Source organism: Pantoea stewartii subsp. stewartii (genome assembly GCF_008801695.1).
Lineage (GTDB): Bacteria > Pseudomonadota > Gammaproteobacteria > Enterobacterales > Enterobacteriaceae > Pantoea > Pantoea stewartii.
Genome location: NZ_VZPF01000002.1, coordinates 68,670 through 83,150, shown reverse-complemented (window position 1 = coordinate 83,150; position 14,481 = coordinate 68,670). Strand labels below are relative to the sequence as shown.

At 51.4% G+C, this 14,481-nt stretch carries 24 protein-coding genes, 2 tRNA genes and 2 pseudogenes; 23 read left to right on the top strand and 5 right to left on the bottom strand.

Features of this window, described 5'->3' with window-relative positions:
- The first annotated feature begins 57 nt into the window (after positions 1-57).
- The 19 genes from F7Q90_RS00965 (at position 58) to F7Q90_RS00875 (ending at position 7,056) form a co-directional block, all read left to right on the top strand.
- Complete coding sequence (locus tag F7Q90_RS00965) at positions 58-249, top strand: hypothetical protein (protein WP_044241773.1); 192 nt, start codon at positions 58-60, stop codon at positions 247-249.
- Positions 250-251: 2 nt separating this feature from the next.
- Positions 252-455, top strand: coding sequence for a hypothetical protein (locus F7Q90_RS00960; RefSeq protein ID WP_006118702.1), 204 nt, complete (start codon positions 252-254; stop codon positions 453-455).
- 67 nt (positions 456-522) lie between these two features.
- A complete protein-coding gene (locus F7Q90_RS00955; RefSeq protein WP_006118701.1) occupies positions 523-720 on the top strand; it encodes a hypothetical protein in 198 nt (65 codons plus the stop codon).
- Between the two features lie 45 nt (positions 721-765).
- Entirely contained in the window at positions 766-1,005 is a 240-nt protein-coding gene (locus F7Q90_RS00950) for a hypothetical protein (RefSeq protein ID WP_006118700.1), read from the top strand.
- A 96-nt stretch (positions 1,006-1,101) separates the two neighbouring features.
- Complete coding sequence (locus F7Q90_RS00945) at positions 1,102-1,287, top strand: hypothetical protein (RefSeq protein WP_006118699.1); 186 nt, start codon at positions 1,102-1,104, stop codon at positions 1,285-1,287.
- Complete coding sequence (locus tag F7Q90_RS00940) at positions 1,284-1,628, top strand: hypothetical protein (protein ID WP_006118698.1); 345 nt, start codon at positions 1,284-1,286, stop codon at positions 1,626-1,628. Before F7Q90_RS00945 ends, F7Q90_RS00940 begins: the two co-directional genes overlap by 4 nt.
- Positions 1,625-1,849, top strand: a complete 225-nt coding sequence (locus F7Q90_RS00935; RefSeq protein ID WP_044241770.1) for a ParE family toxin-like protein — start codon at positions 1,625-1,627, stop codon at positions 1,847-1,849. Before F7Q90_RS00940 ends, F7Q90_RS00935 begins: the two co-directional genes overlap by 4 nt.
- Positions 1,846-2,232 (top strand): hypothetical protein, encoded by a 387-nt coding sequence (locus F7Q90_RS00930; protein ID WP_006118697.1) that lies wholly within the window; start codon positions 1,846-1,848, stop codon positions 2,230-2,232. The genes F7Q90_RS00935 and F7Q90_RS00930 overlap by 4 nt, the downstream gene beginning before the upstream one ends.
- A 10-nt stretch (positions 2,233-2,242) precedes the next feature.
- Positions 2,243-2,524 carry a hypothetical protein gene (locus tag F7Q90_RS00925; protein ID WP_006118696.1) on the top strand — a complete coding sequence of 94 codons (282 nt, stop codon included), beginning with the start codon at positions 2,243-2,245 and terminating at the stop codon, positions 2,522-2,524.
- Positions 2,525-2,528: 4 nt separating this feature from the next.
- On the top strand, positions 2,529-3,092 hold the full coding sequence (locus F7Q90_RS00920; protein ID WP_044241815.1) for a bacteriophage protein: 564 nt from the start codon (positions 2,529-2,531) through the stop codon (positions 3,090-3,092).
- Complete coding sequence (locus F7Q90_RS00915) at positions 3,089-3,670, top strand: KilA-N domain-containing protein (protein WP_006118694.1); 582 nt, start codon at positions 3,089-3,091, stop codon at positions 3,668-3,670. The genes F7Q90_RS00920 and F7Q90_RS00915 overlap by 4 nt, the downstream gene beginning before the upstream one ends.
- Positions 3,667-3,792 (top strand): hypothetical protein, encoded by a 126-nt coding sequence (locus F7Q90_RS00910; RefSeq protein WP_006118693.1) that lies wholly within the window; start codon positions 3,667-3,669, stop codon positions 3,790-3,792. The genes F7Q90_RS00915 and F7Q90_RS00910 overlap by 4 nt, the downstream gene beginning before the upstream one ends.
- Complete coding sequence (locus tag F7Q90_RS00905; RefSeq protein WP_006118692.1) at positions 3,789-4,010, top strand: hypothetical protein; 222 nt, start codon at positions 3,789-3,791, stop codon at positions 4,008-4,010. The genes F7Q90_RS00910 and F7Q90_RS00905 overlap by 4 nt, the downstream gene beginning before the upstream one ends.
- Positions 4,007-4,405: a hypothetical protein gene (locus F7Q90_RS00900; protein WP_006118691.1), complete on the top strand. Its 399-nt coding sequence runs from the start codon at positions 4,007-4,009 to the stop codon at positions 4,403-4,405. The genes F7Q90_RS00905 and F7Q90_RS00900 overlap by 4 nt, the downstream gene beginning before the upstream one ends.
- A complete protein-coding gene (locus tag F7Q90_RS00895) occupies positions 4,402-4,746 on the top strand; it encodes a hypothetical protein (RefSeq protein ID WP_006118690.1) in 345 nt (114 codons plus the stop codon). The genes F7Q90_RS00900 and F7Q90_RS00895 overlap by 4 nt, the downstream gene beginning before the upstream one ends.
- Positions 4,733-5,116, top strand: a complete 384-nt coding sequence (locus F7Q90_RS00890; protein WP_052310115.1) for a hypothetical protein — start codon at positions 4,733-4,735, stop codon at positions 5,114-5,116. Before F7Q90_RS00895 ends, F7Q90_RS00890 begins: the two co-directional genes overlap by 14 nt.
- The gene (locus tag F7Q90_RS00885) at positions 5,109-5,471 is read left to right on the top strand and encodes a LexA family protein (RefSeq protein WP_006118688.1); all 363 of its coding nucleotides are present in this window, start codon (positions 5,109-5,111) and stop codon (positions 5,469-5,471) included. The genes F7Q90_RS00890 and F7Q90_RS00885 overlap by 8 nt, the downstream gene beginning before the upstream one ends.
- 3 nt (positions 5,472-5,474) lie before the next feature.
- Positions 5,475-5,708, top strand: a complete 234-nt coding sequence (locus F7Q90_RS00880; RefSeq protein ID WP_044241767.1) for an excisionase family protein — start codon at positions 5,475-5,477, stop codon at positions 5,706-5,708.
- Positions 5,709-5,763: 55 nt separating this feature from the next.
- Entirely contained in the window at positions 5,764-7,056 is a 1,293-nt protein-coding gene (locus tag F7Q90_RS00875) for a tyrosine-type recombinase/integrase (protein ID WP_006118687.1), read from the top strand.
- Between the two features lie 26 nt (positions 7,057-7,082).
- On the opposite strand, the pseudogene rutR reads toward F7Q90_RS00875, so the two are convergent.
- Together rutR and F7Q90_RS00865 are read right to left on the bottom strand one after the other, a co-directional pair.
- Positions 7,083-7,586: pseudogene (rutR, locus tag F7Q90_RS00870) on the bottom strand (HTH-type transcriptional regulator RutR); the annotation flags it as partial.
- Positions 7,587-7,720: 134 nt separating this feature from the next.
- A pseudogene (locus F7Q90_RS00865) lies at positions 7,721-8,626 on the bottom strand (DMT family transporter).
- A 469-nt stretch (positions 8,627-9,095) separates the two neighbouring features.
- On the opposite strand from F7Q90_RS00865, the gene wrbA reads away from it, so the two are divergent.
- Genes wrbA through F7Q90_RS00850 form a run of 3 tightly spaced genes read left to right on the top strand, consistent with a single transcriptional unit; the run spans position 9,096 to position 11,374 of the window.
- Positions 9,096-9,695 (top strand): NAD(P)H:quinone oxidoreductase, encoded by a 600-nt coding sequence (wrbA, locus tag F7Q90_RS00860; RefSeq protein WP_006118683.1) that lies wholly within the window; start codon positions 9,096-9,098, stop codon positions 9,693-9,695.
- Between the two features lie 20 nt (positions 9,696-9,715).
- Complete coding sequence (locus F7Q90_RS00855) at positions 9,716-9,946, top strand: YccJ family protein (protein WP_006118682.1); 231 nt, start codon at positions 9,716-9,718, stop codon at positions 9,944-9,946.
- A 54-nt stretch (positions 9,947-10,000) separates the two neighbouring features.
- Positions 10,001-11,374, top strand: a complete 1,374-nt coding sequence (locus F7Q90_RS00850; RefSeq protein ID WP_006118681.1) for an NAD-dependent succinate-semialdehyde dehydrogenase — start codon at positions 10,001-10,003, stop codon at positions 11,372-11,374.
- Between the two features lie 66 nt (positions 11,375-11,440).
- On the opposite strand, the gene agp is transcribed toward F7Q90_RS00850, so the two are convergent.
- The 3 genes from agp to F7Q90_RS00835 all read right to left on the bottom strand — a co-directional run bounded on the left by agp (position 11,441) and on the right by F7Q90_RS00835 (position 13,541).
- Entirely contained in the window at positions 11,441-13,033 is a 1,593-nt protein-coding gene (gene agp / locus F7Q90_RS00845) for a bifunctional glucose-1-phosphatase/inositol phosphatase (RefSeq protein ID WP_006118680.1), read from the bottom strand.
- Positions 13,034-13,294: 261 nt separating this feature from the next.
- Positions 13,295-13,382, bottom strand: a tRNA-Ser gene (locus tag F7Q90_RS00840).
- Between the two features lie 71 nt (positions 13,383-13,453).
- Positions 13,454-13,541 (bottom strand) — tRNA-Ser (locus tag F7Q90_RS00835).
- Positions 13,542-13,763: 222 nt separating this feature from the next.
- Between F7Q90_RS00835 and yccA the strand changes: the two genes are divergently transcribed.
- A complete protein-coding gene (yccA, locus tag F7Q90_RS00830; RefSeq protein WP_006118679.1) occupies positions 13,764-14,420 on the top strand; it encodes an FtsH protease modulator YccA in 657 nt (218 codons plus the stop codon).
- Positions 14,421-14,481 lie beyond the last annotated feature (61 nt).

Sequence of the window (14,481 nt, the reverse complement as noted above, 5' to 3'; positions counted from 1 at the left end):
GACCACGAATGATACTTTAGTTACATTTAATTCCAGAGCGCGACCGAGGAAGTAATAATGTTAAAGCAATTCGAACTTCAGAAACAAAAAAATGCTTTAGAAGCATCGCAAAAAATAGATTCTATCCTTTCAATTCTGTTGATTGCTTTGAGTACAGGTGATGTACAAGAAGAAGATATTGAAAATGTCATATCTACAGTTTGGGATATTAATACAAACAATCTCAAAAATTTGTCAATGGGTGAATGAATATGTCAATTAATATCGATGAACTCAATGAAGCATATACGCTTTCAAAGTCCTTGAACGTTATCATCAAAAAAATGATGGACTCGCTTCCTCCTGATCAAGATGATAACTCAGCAGCCTTTTACGGTCTGTCACATATTTGTGAATCAGTGACCGACAATCAGGGTAAAGCAATACAAAAACTCCTTAAAATCGATAATAATTAATTAAACCAATTTAATATTCACGCCCAACGGCGCGGGATTCGTGCAACCAAAATCAGGAGTGCGGGAAATGAAAGATGATGAACTTAGCAGCACTGATATCTATATCAGTCAGATAGTGGATTCATTCACCGCTATTGAAGTTGCCTATAAGAATTGCAGCAGTATTAATAGCACCGACATTGTTTCAATTATGGGCTGTGCTGAGCGTTCAGGTATGCATGCGGTTAACGAGTTAGAGAAACTTCTCTATAAATTTAAGAAGTAGTCACCTTACCAGTTTCAGCAATCAATAACTCATGGTGTTTAGATTATGAAAAATACAGATATTAATTGCGTTAACTGTGCGGGCTCTAAAGAAATTTTAGATGATTTAAAGCGCTTCCATAATCGCATTCTGCAAGCAATTACGGCGATTGACATTATTCACAATTCTGATTGTGACCATATTGAAATTGATTTGGGCCTGAAATGCGCGATTAGTTCTGCGTATGAAACTATCGAAAACATGCAGGTGCGCATCGACCGTATGGATAAAGCTAATGAGCATTAAAAACTCAACCGCATACCGTCACGCTCAGACCTGCCACCTGTCGAAGCATGACGTAATTGCAAACCTTTTTCTCCGCGCTGCTTATGGGGTGAAGTGATGGAAATTGACAATTTCGAAGAAGCCAAAAACATTTCTGAGCAGTTAAATGTTTTAGTTCAGGTTATTTATTCTTCCCAGCTATCTAATCATGAAAAAGATGTTTTGACAGGCCTGAGCCTCAACTTAAGTAATGAACTCTATCACTTCTGCAAGGCAGGGTTTGAAAAGGACGAAGCGGAATGACCAGCATCCTTGAGAACAACCGCAATTATCTGGTTGCTGCGACAATCAATTCAATGCTGATGAAAAATGGTCATAAATTTTGCACTGTAAAATTATCAAATGGTGAATCAGTCAGGTTACAGATTAATGAGACAAAGCTGATTGGCGCTCTGGTTCATTTCTTTGAGACGGCGGTTTATGCAGCTTACCCCAACGATCAGGCAGAGAGTGAAATAAGAAGCCATTACCAGAACTGCCTTAATACGAATAAAGACAGATTAACTTCTGTCGGCGTTGAATTCATGAGCGGGCTGATTGAAAACGTTGCAGAGGAAGCATTCGCCAGCAGTGGTGATAAATGAGCCTTACAACTTTTAAAGCGCCTGAATGGGTAATCGTTCAGGCAACGAAGAAATTATCGCAGTACAGGAAGCGCCGGATATTCGCCTGCCGCATTCGTAGTACCGGCTACCTCAGCCTGGCAGTTAATCCTCGTTGGCGTCTGCTGTCGCGGAATAACGGCAAAGACTGGCAGTTAATGACACATGAAACCTATAACGGAGTTAAGGACGGAAAGAAATGAAAAAATTATCAGTAATTAAAGAAGACTCAATCGACGAATCATTTCGCATCGTCAGCTCACCAGTATTCGTCGTGACCCGTCACGGCTGGTCAAAGCGTTGCCTGAGCCGCAGTGCCGCCATCAACAATCTGGCGCATTACATGGTCACCAAAACTTTTCATCACGCGGGTCTTCAGACCAACGACCCCATGCTTGATGGGTTTAACCAGCCAGTTCCGCACAGCGTTGGCCCGCACACTCAGCAGTATCTTTTTGCGCACAACCGGACGGCCCGCCGCATTCGCCGCATCCTGGCTAAAAAGCGCGAGTTTAAAGCCTGGGTGGCAAAGCACGAAGCCATCAAAACACAGTATGCCGAACACCTGGCTAACAAACCTTACTGAGAGGAAAAAAATGAAAGACGAACTTATGCAGGTCTGGTATCGCGTCACGTTCATGGTTACCGATCTTTTGGGTGAACGCCGTGAGTATTCCATTTTTTGCCAGGGCAGCAGCGAGACAGGAACGGCAGTTTCGGCGGTAGTGGGGATTCTTAACAGCAAGGAGGAACTTTCCTCACCAACGTTTAAATCTATCCGCATTGCTACTTATCACGAAGCTGAGCAATTCGATGCCGCGCTTGACGAACTGGCCGATCAGGATACAGAAAAACTGGAGGAAGAAGGCGATGAGTAAAACACTGGTTATTAATTCTGGCCTTCTTCGCGCCGCGCTGGTTTGCGTTGCCAGAAAAGACCCTCGTTATTATTTGGAGGGAGTGCATATCACGCCACAGTATCTGGAGGCAACCAATGGACACGTTGCGCTTCGGATGGAACACGGCTTTAAAACCAATAAAGACGTCATCGTCTGGTTTGGCGGCGCGGTTCCGGCTCGTGCAGAAACTACTGAGATTCATTTCAGTAAAGAACCCTACGCTGTGCATCGTGATGAAGCGGGCGAAAGAATTGGCTTTACTGTCATCAAAATTCTTGAAGGCCGGTTCCCTGACATGGACAGGGTGATCCCGAAGTCAGTCGATGAAAATGCTACCCCCGCACTGAGCGCTCATTATCTCAGCTACCCGCTGAAAATGTTTGGCAAAGGCAGCGACCTCATTCGTATTCGTCTGGCACCATCCGGTGAAACAACCGCATGCCGCCTCATGTTCGATCGCTCAGTAATGGAAAAGTTTGGTAACGCTCAGTTCGTTGTCATGCCTATGCGTTACAGCATCGAGGACTTCCCAGAGGTGAAAGCATGATTAACAAACTCCCGGTAGTGGTTGGCGTGGAAATTCCGCTTGATGAGTTTGGGCGCTACAACCTGAACACGCTGCACAAGGCCAGTGGTGAGGGTGAGAACAAAGAGCCTAACCGCTGGCTCAGGACGAAACAGGCGAAAGAGCTCATTGCGGAACTCGAATCTAAGTTGTTGAAAATGTTCCAGACGCCAAATATGGCGGCAGCTCAAAAAGTAGTCGATACGGCGATTGGCGGCGCTTCGCCCGGTACATATGCACATGAGTTGATTGCTGTGTCTTATGCCGGCTGGGTTAGGGCTGACTTCCAGCTTGACGTTAACCAGGCTTTCATCGACTTCAAGTCTGGCAGTAGTCATATCAGCCTGGAGAACATGCCCTCACTGGCGCACCTGACCGGACGCTTTGAAGAGCTGCGGCATATCGTTTCGCGTGATGAGCAACAAGAAGCGGAATTGCTGACCATTTGCAGCCTGATTATGAACGGACGCAAGAAAACCAAAGGCAAGCGCCAGTTGATGATCGAAGCGCTGGATAAAGCCGGTCAGGTATCGATGGTGCTTAAAGGCGGTGGCAAATGAAAAAAGTTGCTGAGCTGGTCATGTTCACCCTGTTCTTTTCCAGCCTCGCGGGGCTGGGATTAACAGCGGGGTTCTTCTGCTTCATTGGTTTTAGCCATTGGCTCAAGGGGGTGATCGGATGAAGTTTGATTTCAGAGATAACGGAGCCACGGCCACGCTGACTATCACCAGCAGCCTTTTTGAATATCGCAGGCACCAGCGGGCGGTTGATGCCGCCCTGCTCTCTGCTGATGTTCGGGCCAGCACGTCAGGCATCTTCTTTCGCAAGACGGTAATCAGCGGGCCGGTTAAACGTGGTTTGCGGGCATATAAGGCAGTAATGCGGGAGGCTGCACAGTGAGCAATATTCAACTGCCTAACGGCCGCATCAATATTGAAGGGCTGGATGGTATCGCCGATCACCTCAAGGCGCTGGCCATCACCAACAAAACTATCGACAGCATCAAAGTGCGCGTCGCAGAAATTGATCCATCGGACATTGGACGTTTTCGCCGCACAACTGATGCGCTCACTGCATGGCGAAAAATGCAGCGCCGGATTACCGAACGGCTTTCTGTTCTGCGTCAGGAAGAGAAGCAGATGAACCGTATGCGCAGCCAGTTTGAGAGCGAAGAACTGCTCAGGCTGTTGCGCAGCGAGGTGTCGAAGGAAAGTTTGCTGAATTGCCGCGTTCTGGCGCAGGCAATCGCTGAGCAGCGTTTGCAGGAAGAGTTGAATAAGGCGGTGGGCAAATGAGCCAGGAAAATATTTTTGAACTGATTGCACTGGTGAAAGAGGCAAAAGGTGATCCGTCCGCTGTAGTGGATATCGTTTGGGAGGCTGGATATCGTCAGCCGCCGCGCACGGAACAGGAAGCCGCGCAAATCACTATCGATACATTCTTCTACTGCGACAGCTACGGTATGCCATCCGATTTCTGGCCGAAGGATTATGACGGCGTTCTGTGTAACGAGCTGATGAAAGCTGTGCTTACAGAGGCTGAGGATGATGCTATATGCAAACTCGACCCAACCAAAGTGGCAAAAAGCATTCTGGCTGCCGGGTTCGCTAAGGTGGTTCCCAATGACGCAGCGTGACATGGCAGACCTCAACGACGAGCTGGCGATGCAGAAGCCATTCAAACTACCAGAAGTAGAGACATGGCGATCCCCTGATGCTGTTCGGGCGCAAATGGCTTATCGGGTTTTGGTTGAGAAAGCTCTTACCGCCGCGACTGCATTGCAGGTTTCGATTCCTGATGGCTGGAAGCTTGTTCCGGTAGAGCCAACGGAAGAAATGGTCATTCGCGGTTTCGAGTCTGCACCCAGCGTCATTTTTAGTGACCCAGCAGATTGGGCGGCATACGAGGCAATGAGCGGATGTCAGCAGGCAGCACACGAGGCCAAACTTTGCTATTCGGCAATGCTGGCAGCCGCGCCGGAGGTGAACGGTGGAAAAAATGACTGACACGCAGCAGCGCACGTTCGATTTCATCCGCGGCTTTATTCGGGAAAATGGTCTGTCGCCAACCATCGTGGAAATTACCGAAGGCATGGGATGGAAATCACCAAATTCAGCGGTGAACCACATTAACGCACTGGAGCGTAAAGGCTATCTGAAAATCAAGCGTGCTACCGGGCGAGGAATTACATTGCCAGCCACCAGCTACGAGCATGAAAGCCTTGCACGTGATGCAGCGACACGTATTCACGAGATGCTGCACATTGCGTTTCGTGATGGCTGGCCTGAAGTGAGGATCAAGGCGGCCATTCAGGTTGAAGTGATTAATGCATTGCAGTGGGCCGCGCCCACAGGACGGTAATTTATGACAACTGTCATTCATCTTGAGCCCAATGAGTGGGTTACTGAACAGGTTCTGATTGCGGTATCGGGCCTGAAATCTGGAACTATTGCTCGCGCCCGTAAAAACTCATGGCTTTTGGGTAGAGAGTATAAGCACGTTTCGCCAGACGGAGAGCCTAAGCCCACCAGCGAATGCATGTATAACCGAAAGGCAATTGATGCGTGGGTTTCGGCCCAGAAACATCCCATCGGATGACCGGAAGAATTTAAAGAGATAGACTGACGAGGCTCCTGGACGTCAGGAGGGAACAATGAATAAAGCAGTTTACCCGACAGGCGTCGAAAACCACGGCGGCTCACTCAGGATTTGGTTCCTGTTTAAAGGTCAGCGCATCCGGGAAAATCTGGGCGTGCCTGACACCGCCAAGAACCGCAAGGTTGCCGGAGAGCTTCGTGCCTCTGTCTGCTTTGCAATTAAAATGGGAAGTTTTGATTACGCTGCGCAGTTTCCAGAATCATCCAATCTCAAGCGGTTTGGGCTGGAGAAGAAAGAAATTTCAGTGGCAGATCTGGCGGATAAATGGCTGGATCTGAAAAAAATGGAAATCAGCGCCAATGCACTACACAGGTACAAGTCGGTAGTAAAAAACATGCTTCCGAGGGTTGGGGGGAACAGGCTGGTTTCTTCTGTTACGAAAGAAGAGCTGCTTTTTGTCAGAAAGGAACTTCTGACGGGTTATCAGGTACTGGAGCGGGGAAGGAATATCCCCGTGAAGGGGCGGACGGTGCCAACGGTTAATTACTACATGGGTACACTGGCCGGAATGTTCCGATTCGCTACTGAAAATGGCTACCTGGAAACCAACCCTTTCGCCGGTATATCGCCTCTCAAAAAGGCCAGGGCGTTACCGGATCCGATCAACAAGGATGAGTTTAGCCGGTTCATCGCTGCATGCCATAACAGGCAGGCGCGAAATCTCTGGACTGTTGCCGTTTATACCGGTGTGCGTCACGGGGAACTGGTGGCGCTGGCATGGGAAGATGTGGATCTGAAAGCCGGAACCTTGATGGTAAGGCGTAATCTGACGTCATTGGGAGAGTTTACGCTACCCAAAACGGATGCGGGTACTGACAGGCTCATTCACCTGCTAGAGCCTGCACTGAATGCGCTGAGGGATCAGGCAGAGCTTACCCGCATGGGTAAGCAATACCTGAAAGAGATAAAGTTGCGGGAGTATGGCCGGACAAGCACGCACCCCTGCACCTTTTTATTCACACCTCAGCTAACGCGGCAGGGCATCAGCAACGGCCATCATTATGCGGTAGGCGCATTGAACACCATGTGGGCCTCTGCAATAAAACGTGCCGGTATAAGATACCGCAATGCCTACCAGTCACGCCATACCTATGCGTGCTGGATGTTAAGTGCAGGTGCTAACCCGACCTTCATTGCATCGCAGATGGGCCATGCCAGCGCCCAGATGGTTTATAACGTCTATGGAAGATGGATGCCTGAGAGCAGCATGGAACAGATAAATACTCTCAATCAGCAGTTCAGAGACAGTGCCCCATTGGTGCCCCACAGTGCCAAAGCAGACAGTTAGATATCATATTAATCAACAGGTTAAGCCGTTAGCCTCAGCATAAAGATCAGATGCTGAGGCGCAATCGCCGCCAGCCGTCCTTCAGCTATCCAGCGCTCAATTATCGCTGTTTTGTCGTCCATCAACGTCTTCAGATCGCCGGCCAGTTCACCTTTCAGCAAGGGCGCACCCTGCAGCATTTCCAGGCAAAACAACTTTGATGCCTGTGGATAATCGCGAGAAACCTCCAGCTTAAGGCGAATATACTGACGCACGGCGCGCAACGGCTCCTGCTCGTAAGTCAGGGCACGTAGCGGTGCCAGCCAGACATCCAGGATCTCTTTTAATACGGCAACATAAAGCGCTTCTTTAGAGGGATAGTAGTACAGCAAATTGGTTTTGGAGACGCCAGCCTGCTCCGCGACTTTCTCCAGCCGCGTCCCGTGAATACCAAACTGGGAAAAACAAGTCAGGGCAGCCTGCAGAATTGCCGCACGTTTCGCTGCAACGGCGACCGCACGACGCGTTGGCCCGGTCGTAGCCTTTTTCATAAGTATCTCCTTCACGTTACCGTTACGCATCACGGCAACAGACTGTTTTCAGGCGGTAACGTGCCGACAGCTGTGATATACGGCGCAGGGAAAAGTCCACACTGACAGGGCCATAAGCACTTATTCTCGCGCCACTATTCATCGGAAGAGGCCGATGGCATGCTACGTTTCCAGCGCAACTCGCTGACAATGACTCCGCAGACAATCAGGATACCGCCAAGAATGGCAGCGGCCGGCAGACGCTCGCCTGCTAAACGCCCCACCACACCCGCCCAGACCGGTTCACCGGCATAAATGACCGTGGCGCGTGTCGGTGATACGCTGCGTTGAGCCCAGTTCATTGTTACCTGTATCAGCGCACTGGCTGCGCCGAGCCCGACCGCGCTGACTAACAGCGGGGTCGATAACGCAGGCACGGATTCACCATTCGGGATCATAAAGCAGAAGGCACACAGTGAAGCGACAGTCAGTTGAATGAAGGTCACCCGACGCACATCAACCTGACCGGCAAAACGACTGATAAGAATGATTTCTCCGGCAATAGCCAGCGTGCTGAGTAACGTCGCGGCTTCCCCTTGATTCAGCGCAATTCGGCCATCCTGCGGCCCCGCGACCAGAATCAATCCGCAGAACGCCAGTGAAATACCCAACCACGCCATCAGTTTTGGCGGAAGGCGCAGAAACAGCCACTGCAACAGCGGCACCACGGGAACATAAAGCGCGGTGAGAAACGCTGACTGACTGCTGGATATCGTCTGCATGCCCCAGGTTTGTAAGCCTTAGCCCCCCGCAATCGTGAGGCCGATCATCGTGCCCGCTTTGACTTCGCGCCAACAGACAGCAGCAAGATAGCGGCGGATAAAAAACGCCAGTAACAGCGCAGCGGTAGCAAAGCGTAAACCGACAAAGAAGAACGGACCTGAATAATGCATCGCCTGATGCACGACCAGAAACGTTCCCCCCCAGATTACCGTAATAAAAATAAGGACCAGTTCCTGACGCGTAATACCGACGGTCAGTTTGCGAGTCGTATCCGACATAATTCACCTGTATCTGTTTTCAGGCGCTATTGTGATCAGTGATCCGGGCGAATGCAATTCCGTTTCCTGCTGCGTGACTGTCGCCTCGCATCAGGCGGCACCCCGTCACCTGACACGGTCTGGGCTGGAGCGATAACAGGTGAACATACCTGCACCGGTTTGCGATCTTCTGATGCATGAACGTTCAGTGCCACATCGCTTCACGTGAGGCGGCTTGATGTTCATCGAAGGACATGTGCGTGAAAGCCTGTGTGACATTCCACCTTTTAGGTCTACGGATCGCTGAAAATTACATTTAGAAACAGACTCTACGCTAAGAATTGACTTAAAAGACGACGATTAATCCTTAAAAAAACCCATTCTCAGCATTTTCAGTGTCGTTACGCTGACTGTCTGACCGGTGATTTCTCACAGTCAGGTAAAGCTCTTCTATACTTTTCGATGTGTTGACTAACTCCCGGAGAGATCAATGGCTAAGATTCTGGTGCTTTACTATTCAATGTATGGACACGTTGAAACCATGGCGAACGCTGTCGCAGAAGGCGCACGCAAGGTGCCTGGCGCCCAGGTAGATGTGATGCGCGTCCCTGAAACCATGGATGCACAACGCTTTGCGGAAGTTGGCGGTAAAACTCAGCAATCCGCGCCTGAAGCGACGCCAGAGATACTGCCTGACTACGATGCCATCATCGTGGGCACCCCTACCCGTTTCGGCAACATGTCAGGGCAGATGCGAACATTCTGGGACCGGACAGGCGGCCTGTGGGCCTCTGGCGCGCTCTACGGCAAAATTGCCAGCGTCTTTACCTCCACCGGTACCGGAGGAGGACAGGAACAAACCATTACGTCTGTCTGGACCACCCTCGCCCACCACGGCATGGTCATCGTGCCTATCGGCTATGGTACCAAAGAGATGTTTGACATTTCTGAGGTCCGCGGCGGTACGCCTTATGGTGCCACGACGCTGGCCGGTGGTGACGGTTCACGTCAGCCAACCCAGGAAGAATTGATTATTGCCCGTTTCCAGGGCGAACACGTTGCCGGGCTGGCAGCAAAACTTAAGGACTAACCTTTCAGAAGGAGATCAGTATGTCGACGAATCAGTCAAAAGCACATCACGTAGGTGAATGGGCCAGTTTGCGTCACACCTCGCCCGAAATTGCCGAGGCCATTTTTGAAGTCGCAAACTATGACGAGCGCCTGGCGGAAGAGATCTGGCGTCAACAGGGAAGCGATGACGTATTAATCCGCGCGTTTGAAAAAACCGATCAGGACGTCCTCACGTGGGACGACAAAACGGTTGAGCGAAAGAACGTCTGACGGCATGGCGGGCCTGGCCCCGCCCTTTTTTTATCGTTGACCACGGAGAATTCTATGTCTTCCTATCAAAGCATCAACCCGGCAAACAATCAGTTAATGAAAAGCTGGCCTTCCCATGACAGCGCGGCCGTGACGCAAGCGCTGGAAACGGCGGATCGGCTGTTCCACTCTGACTGGAGTAAAGGCGCTATTCAGCCACGACTTCAGGTATTGAAAAAACTGGCTGATCTGATTGATGACCGTGCGGAAGAACTGGCGACTATTGCCAGTAAAGAGATGGGCAAGCTGATCGGCCAAAGCCGTGGCGAAGTCAAAATCTGCGCGCAAATCGCCCGCTATTACGCTGAGCATGCAGAACGCATCCTGAAGCCACAACCTTATGAAAGTGAGTTTGGCGACGCCTGGGTTGAGTATCATCCCATTGGTGTGCTGGTTGCGGTCGAACCGTGGAACTTCCCCTACTACCAACTGATGCGCGTGCTGGCACCAAATCTGGCACTGGGTAATCCGGTACTGGCTAAACACGCCAACATCGTGCCGCATTGTGCCGATGTCTTCGAAAAGCTGGTGAAGGAAGCGGGCGCGCCTGAGGGTGCCTGGACCAACCTGTTTATCTCTACCGATCAGGTTGCGGAACTGATTGCCGATGACCGGGTACAGGGCGTGGCTCTGACAGGATCCGAACGGGCGGGAAGCGCCGTTGCTGAACAGGCCGGTAAGCATTTGAAAAAATCCACGCTGGAATTGGGCGGCAATGATGTCTTTGTGGTCACGGAGGATGCCGATCTGGATGAAGCCGTTCGTCAGGGCGTGCAGGCGCGGCTGAGCAACTGCGGTCAGGTCTGTACAGCAGCAAAGCGTTTTATTCTGAACGAGAAGATTGCGGATACCTTTATCGATAAATTCAGTGCGGCGCTTAACGCTGCGGTGTTGGGCGATCCGCTGGATGAGAAAACTACTCTGGGACCGCTTTCGTCGGCTGATGCGCGCGATCGTCTGGTTAAACAGGTTGATGAAGCCGTCGCAAACGGCGCTAAGCTGGTCACAGGTGGTAAAGCGGTGGCGGGCGTAGGGTGCTATTACCAGCCCACGCTGCTTACCCATATCACCCGCGATAACCCTGCCTATTTTCAGGAGTTTTTTGGCCCGGTGGCGCAGGTTTATGTGGTCGCCAGTGATGACGAGGCGGTGGCCCTGGCCAATGATTCACACTATGGGCTGGGCGGTTCCGTGTGGACACGCGATATTGCACGTGGCCGTAAACTGGCCTCCGCCATTGAAACGGGCATGGTGTTCATCAACTCGCAGAGCGACACCTCTGCGGAGCTGCCTTTCGGCGGTGTGAAGCGTTCTGGCTACGGACGCGAACTTTCCGATCTGGGTATCAAAGAGTTTGCGAACCAGAAACTGGTGGTTGTGGCCGGATAAGCGCAGCCTGAAGCGTAAAAAAACCCCGTCTTAACGGGGTTTTTTGTTTTCAGTGACCGAAAGATATTAGTTGGCGGCAGCGGGCTGCTTCGCAGGACTGTTATCTGTTTTATTTTGCGCGTTGGCGGCGTTTTCCGCTTTGGCTTTGTCATCCGCCGCTTTCTGGGCAGCAGCCTTATCAGCGCTGGCCTTCTCATCCGCCGCCTTTTGCGCGGCGGCTTTATCAGCTTTCGCTTTCTCGTCAGCCGCTTTGTCCGCCTTTACCTTATCGTCAGCCGCTTTCTGGGCAGCCGCGTTATCAGCCGTCGCCTTATCGGCGCTGGCTTTATCGTCAGCTTTTGACTCCGCAGGATTCGCCGCGCCCGCGTTGGCACTGGCCGCTGGCTGCTCTGCCGCCGCCGGTTGCAACGCAGTCCCCTGCAGCGCGCTGTTCAGCACCTGGGTAAACTGCTCCCAGCTGCAGTAACCGTTCGCGTCAGTCGGGCAACCCGCCAGTTGCAGGGTGACGCGCTTCGGTGGCGTTTTCAGACTTAACACCTGGGCATCGCGCAACTGATCGGCGGTCTGATACACGTATTCCATCTTCAGCAGGTCTTTGTTGTTTTTGGCATCATGCCAGCGTTCAAACACCACCTGCCCACCGATGGGTGTTTTCTCATAGGTCTCTGGCAGATCATAAGGTTTGACCTGTAAGGCGCTCAACAATGACGCTATGTTGGAGTCATGCCCTACCATCAGGGTCACTTTGGGTGAGTCAGCTTTATCCTGATCGATGAGCTGGCTGCGGATATAATCCACCAGCGGAGCCGCGACGTTGCGTGCCACATCTGGTGTGGTAAACAGCGTGTCCTGATAACCGTTTTTGATCGCTGACAGTGACTGCCACTGCTCAGGGGTTTTAATTTGCCCCCAGGCAACCTGATCCAGCGGGAAGCCTTCGTAATATTGCAGCGTAAAGGCATCCATAAGGGAATTCCCCACTTTCAGCGGTCCGTTCACGCCAGGCTCTTTGCCGTTTTCAACAATAAAGGTATTTTGCCCACTGCTCAGATCGCACTGCTTTTTGTTATTACAGGCCGGAGAAGACTTGTAGTCGACAATTTTGTCCAGACGCTGATACGCTGGCTTCAGGGCCAGCTTCTCATTAGCGGCAGTCATGTCCGCCAGCGCTTTTTTGATGAATTCTTCATTGCCGTCGGTGATCACGGGATTAAATACCGGATCCATGCTGCCCATTTCATCCTGATGGGTCACCGTAATATCACAGCCCGGGAAGGCACCATTTACAAAAAACTGGGCCGTCGCTACGGTACGTTGCAGGCTGTTTGCGTAGACAAACACACTGTTGCTGTCCGGACAGGCGCCGTTCTTCACCAGGCCCTGCTGCGCAAGCCACTGGCGCGTGTAGTTACCCATATAGACTTCCAGCACGCCACCTTTGGTGGTCAGTTGCCCGCCGGGCACCTCCCACTCTGGCCAGCTTTTTTTGGTGGACTGTGCCAGTACGCTACCGTTATCCGCAAGCGGCGCACGCAGATTATGGCGGCTAAACATCAGTACCTGCTGGAGCTGCATCTCGTTATCCGCGGCGTGGGCCAGCGTCCCGATCGGTAATGCAGCGAGTACCGACAATGCGCAAAGACTCAGTTTCTTGATCATTGTGCCTATTCCATTCATTCAGTAAAAAAACACTCTGGCTATCAACCGATTAGCTCGCAATAGAGCGACGTGACGGATAGTGTAACTCAGCTTGCCCCTGAAAAGCGCCAGGTGACAGTAAAAACAATTACTGGACTATAGCAGAGATACCGGACGCGGGTAAAAACAGTCCAGTTTACTGAAAAGGCAGGGATAATAATCAAGAAACGTGTCAGGCACGTAAAACGAAACAGGCCAGCACGCTGTGCTGGCCTGTAAATGTGGCGGAGGAAGAGAGATTCGAACTCTCGGATGGTTTCCCATCGGCGGTTTTCAAGACCGCTGCCTTAAGCCGCTCGGCCATCCCTCCGGGTTGTCATACTATTGCAAAGGCAAGATGCGATAACGCTGTCTTACCACTTCACTCTTAAAGAGATGAAGTGGCGGAGGAGGAGAGATTCGAACTCTCGGATGGTTTCCCATCGGCGGTTTTCAAGACCGCTGCCTTAAGCCGCTCGGCCACCCCTCCGCAATGACGCGCACTATAAACATCCCCTATGGAGATGTAAAGCCTGTGATAATCCGTTCGCCTGAAAAACAGTCAAAAAAGCGTTATTCGTTGTCAAAATCGCCAGTGTGCTCAAAGAATTAGCGTTTTTTTCGCGTAAAGAAGGGTAAAACCTCTTTTCCCGCTTTATCGCGCTGCGTATTCTCAACGCATATTTGGTGTTCTGCCTTACAGGAGCGCAACATGGACAGAATAGTTTCATCATCATCGCGACAGTCATTACTGAGTACGCACAAGGTCCTGCGTAACACCTATTTTCTGCTGGGCCTGACCCTCGCCTTTTCCGCGCTGACCGCAACAGCGAGTACACTGCTGGCCCTGCCCGCCCCGGGTTTGATCCTGATGCTGGTGGGCTTCTATGGTCTGATGTTCCTGACCTACCGTCTGGCTGACAGCCCGACGGGAATTTTAGCTGCTTTCGCATTTACGGGCTTCCTGGGCTACTGTCTGGGTCCTATCCTGAGCACCTATCTGGCCGCAGGGATGGGTGACGTGATCGCCCTGGCGCTCGGCGGAACGGCACTGGTGTTTTTCTGCTGCTCTGCCTATGTCCTGACGACAGGACGGGATATGTCCTTCCTTGGCGGCATGATGATGGCGGGCTTTGTCGTGTTACTGGTCGCCGTTGTGGCGAACCTGTTCCTGCACTTGCCAGCGCTGCAACTGGCGATTAGCGCCCTGTTCATTCTGTTCTCGGCGGGGGCTATTTTGTGGGAAACCAGCAACATCATTCATGGCGGCGAAACCAACTATATTCGTGCAACGGTCAGCCTGTATGTTTCCCTCTATAACATCTTCGTGAGCCTGTTAAGCATTTTAGGTTTCTCACGTAGTAACTAACGCACTGCATGTAAACTGAAAAACCCCGCTCAGGCGGGGTTTTTGCTTTTTCTGTGGGGCC

What these genes read in the sequence shown, in the direction of transcription:
- F7Q90_RS00945 (WP_006118699.1), top strand. Translation starts at nt 1,102, where the DNA reads ATGGAAATTGACAATTTCGAAGAAGCCAAAAACATTTCTGAGCAGTTA.
- F7Q90_RS00850 (WP_006118681.1), top strand. Translation starts at nt 10,001, where the DNA reads ATGTCTTCCTATCAAAGCATCAACCCGGCAAACAATCAGTTAATGAAA.
- F7Q90_RS00875 (WP_006118687.1), top strand. Translation starts at nt 5,764, where the DNA reads ATGAATAAAGCAGTTTACCCGACAGGCGTCGAAAACCACGGCGGCTCA.
- yccA (WP_006118679.1), top strand. Translation starts at nt 13,764, where the DNA reads ATGGACAGAATAGTTTCATCATCATCGCGACAGTCATTACTGAGTACG.
- F7Q90_RS00915 (WP_006118694.1), top strand. Translation starts at nt 3,089, where the DNA reads ATGATTAACAAACTCCCGGTAGTGGTTGGCGTGGAAATTCCGCTTGAT.
- F7Q90_RS00960 (WP_006118702.1), top strand. Translation starts at nt 252, where the DNA reads ATGTCAATTAATATCGATGAACTCAATGAAGCATATACGCTTTCAAAG.
- F7Q90_RS00940 (WP_006118698.1), top strand. Translation starts at nt 1,284, where the DNA reads ATGACCAGCATCCTTGAGAACAACCGCAATTATCTGGTTGCTGCGACA.
- F7Q90_RS00910 (WP_006118693.1), top strand. Translation starts at nt 3,667, where the DNA reads ATGAAAAAAGTTGCTGAGCTGGTCATGTTCACCCTGTTCTTTTCCAGC.
- F7Q90_RS00885 (WP_006118688.1), top strand. Translation starts at nt 5,109, where the DNA reads ATGACTGACACGCAGCAGCGCACGTTCGATTTCATCCGCGGCTTTATT.
- wrbA (WP_006118683.1), top strand. Translation starts at nt 9,096, where the DNA reads ATGGCTAAGATTCTGGTGCTTTACTATTCAATGTATGGACACGTTGAA.
- F7Q90_RS00965 (WP_044241773.1), top strand. Translation starts at nt 58, where the DNA reads ATGTTAAAGCAATTCGAACTTCAGAAACAAAAAAATGCTTTAGAAGCA.
- F7Q90_RS00925 (WP_006118696.1), top strand. Translation starts at nt 2,243, where the DNA reads ATGAAAGACGAACTTATGCAGGTCTGGTATCGCGTCACGTTCATGGTT.
- F7Q90_RS00890 (WP_052310115.1), top strand. Translation starts at nt 4,733, where the DNA reads ATGACGCAGCGTGACATGGCAGACCTCAACGACGAGCTGGCGATGCAG.
- F7Q90_RS00880 (WP_044241767.1), top strand. Translation starts at nt 5,475, where the DNA reads ATGACAACTGTCATTCATCTTGAGCCCAATGAGTGGGTTACTGAACAG.
- F7Q90_RS00930 (WP_006118697.1), top strand. Translation starts at nt 1,846, where the DNA reads ATGAAAAAATTATCAGTAATTAAAGAAGACTCAATCGACGAATCATTT.
- F7Q90_RS00950 (WP_006118700.1), top strand. Translation starts at nt 766, where the DNA reads ATGAAAAATACAGATATTAATTGCGTTAACTGTGCGGGCTCTAAAGAA.
- F7Q90_RS00895 (WP_006118690.1), top strand. Translation starts at nt 4,402, where the DNA reads ATGAGCCAGGAAAATATTTTTGAACTGATTGCACTGGTGAAAGAGGCA.
- agp (WP_006118680.1), bottom strand. Translation starts at nt 13,033, where the DNA reads ATGATCAAGAAACTGAGTCTTTGCGCATTGTCGGTACTCGCTGCATTA.
- F7Q90_RS00935 (WP_044241770.1), top strand. Translation starts at nt 1,625, where the DNA reads ATGAGCCTTACAACTTTTAAAGCGCCTGAATGGGTAATCGTTCAGGCA.
- F7Q90_RS00905 (WP_006118692.1), top strand. Translation starts at nt 3,789, where the DNA reads ATGAAGTTTGATTTCAGAGATAACGGAGCCACGGCCACGCTGACTATC.
- F7Q90_RS00855 (WP_006118682.1), top strand. Translation starts at nt 9,716, where the DNA reads ATGTCGACGAATCAGTCAAAAGCACATCACGTAGGTGAATGGGCCAGT.
- F7Q90_RS00955 (WP_006118701.1), top strand. Translation starts at nt 523, where the DNA reads ATGAAAGATGATGAACTTAGCAGCACTGATATCTATATCAGTCAGATA.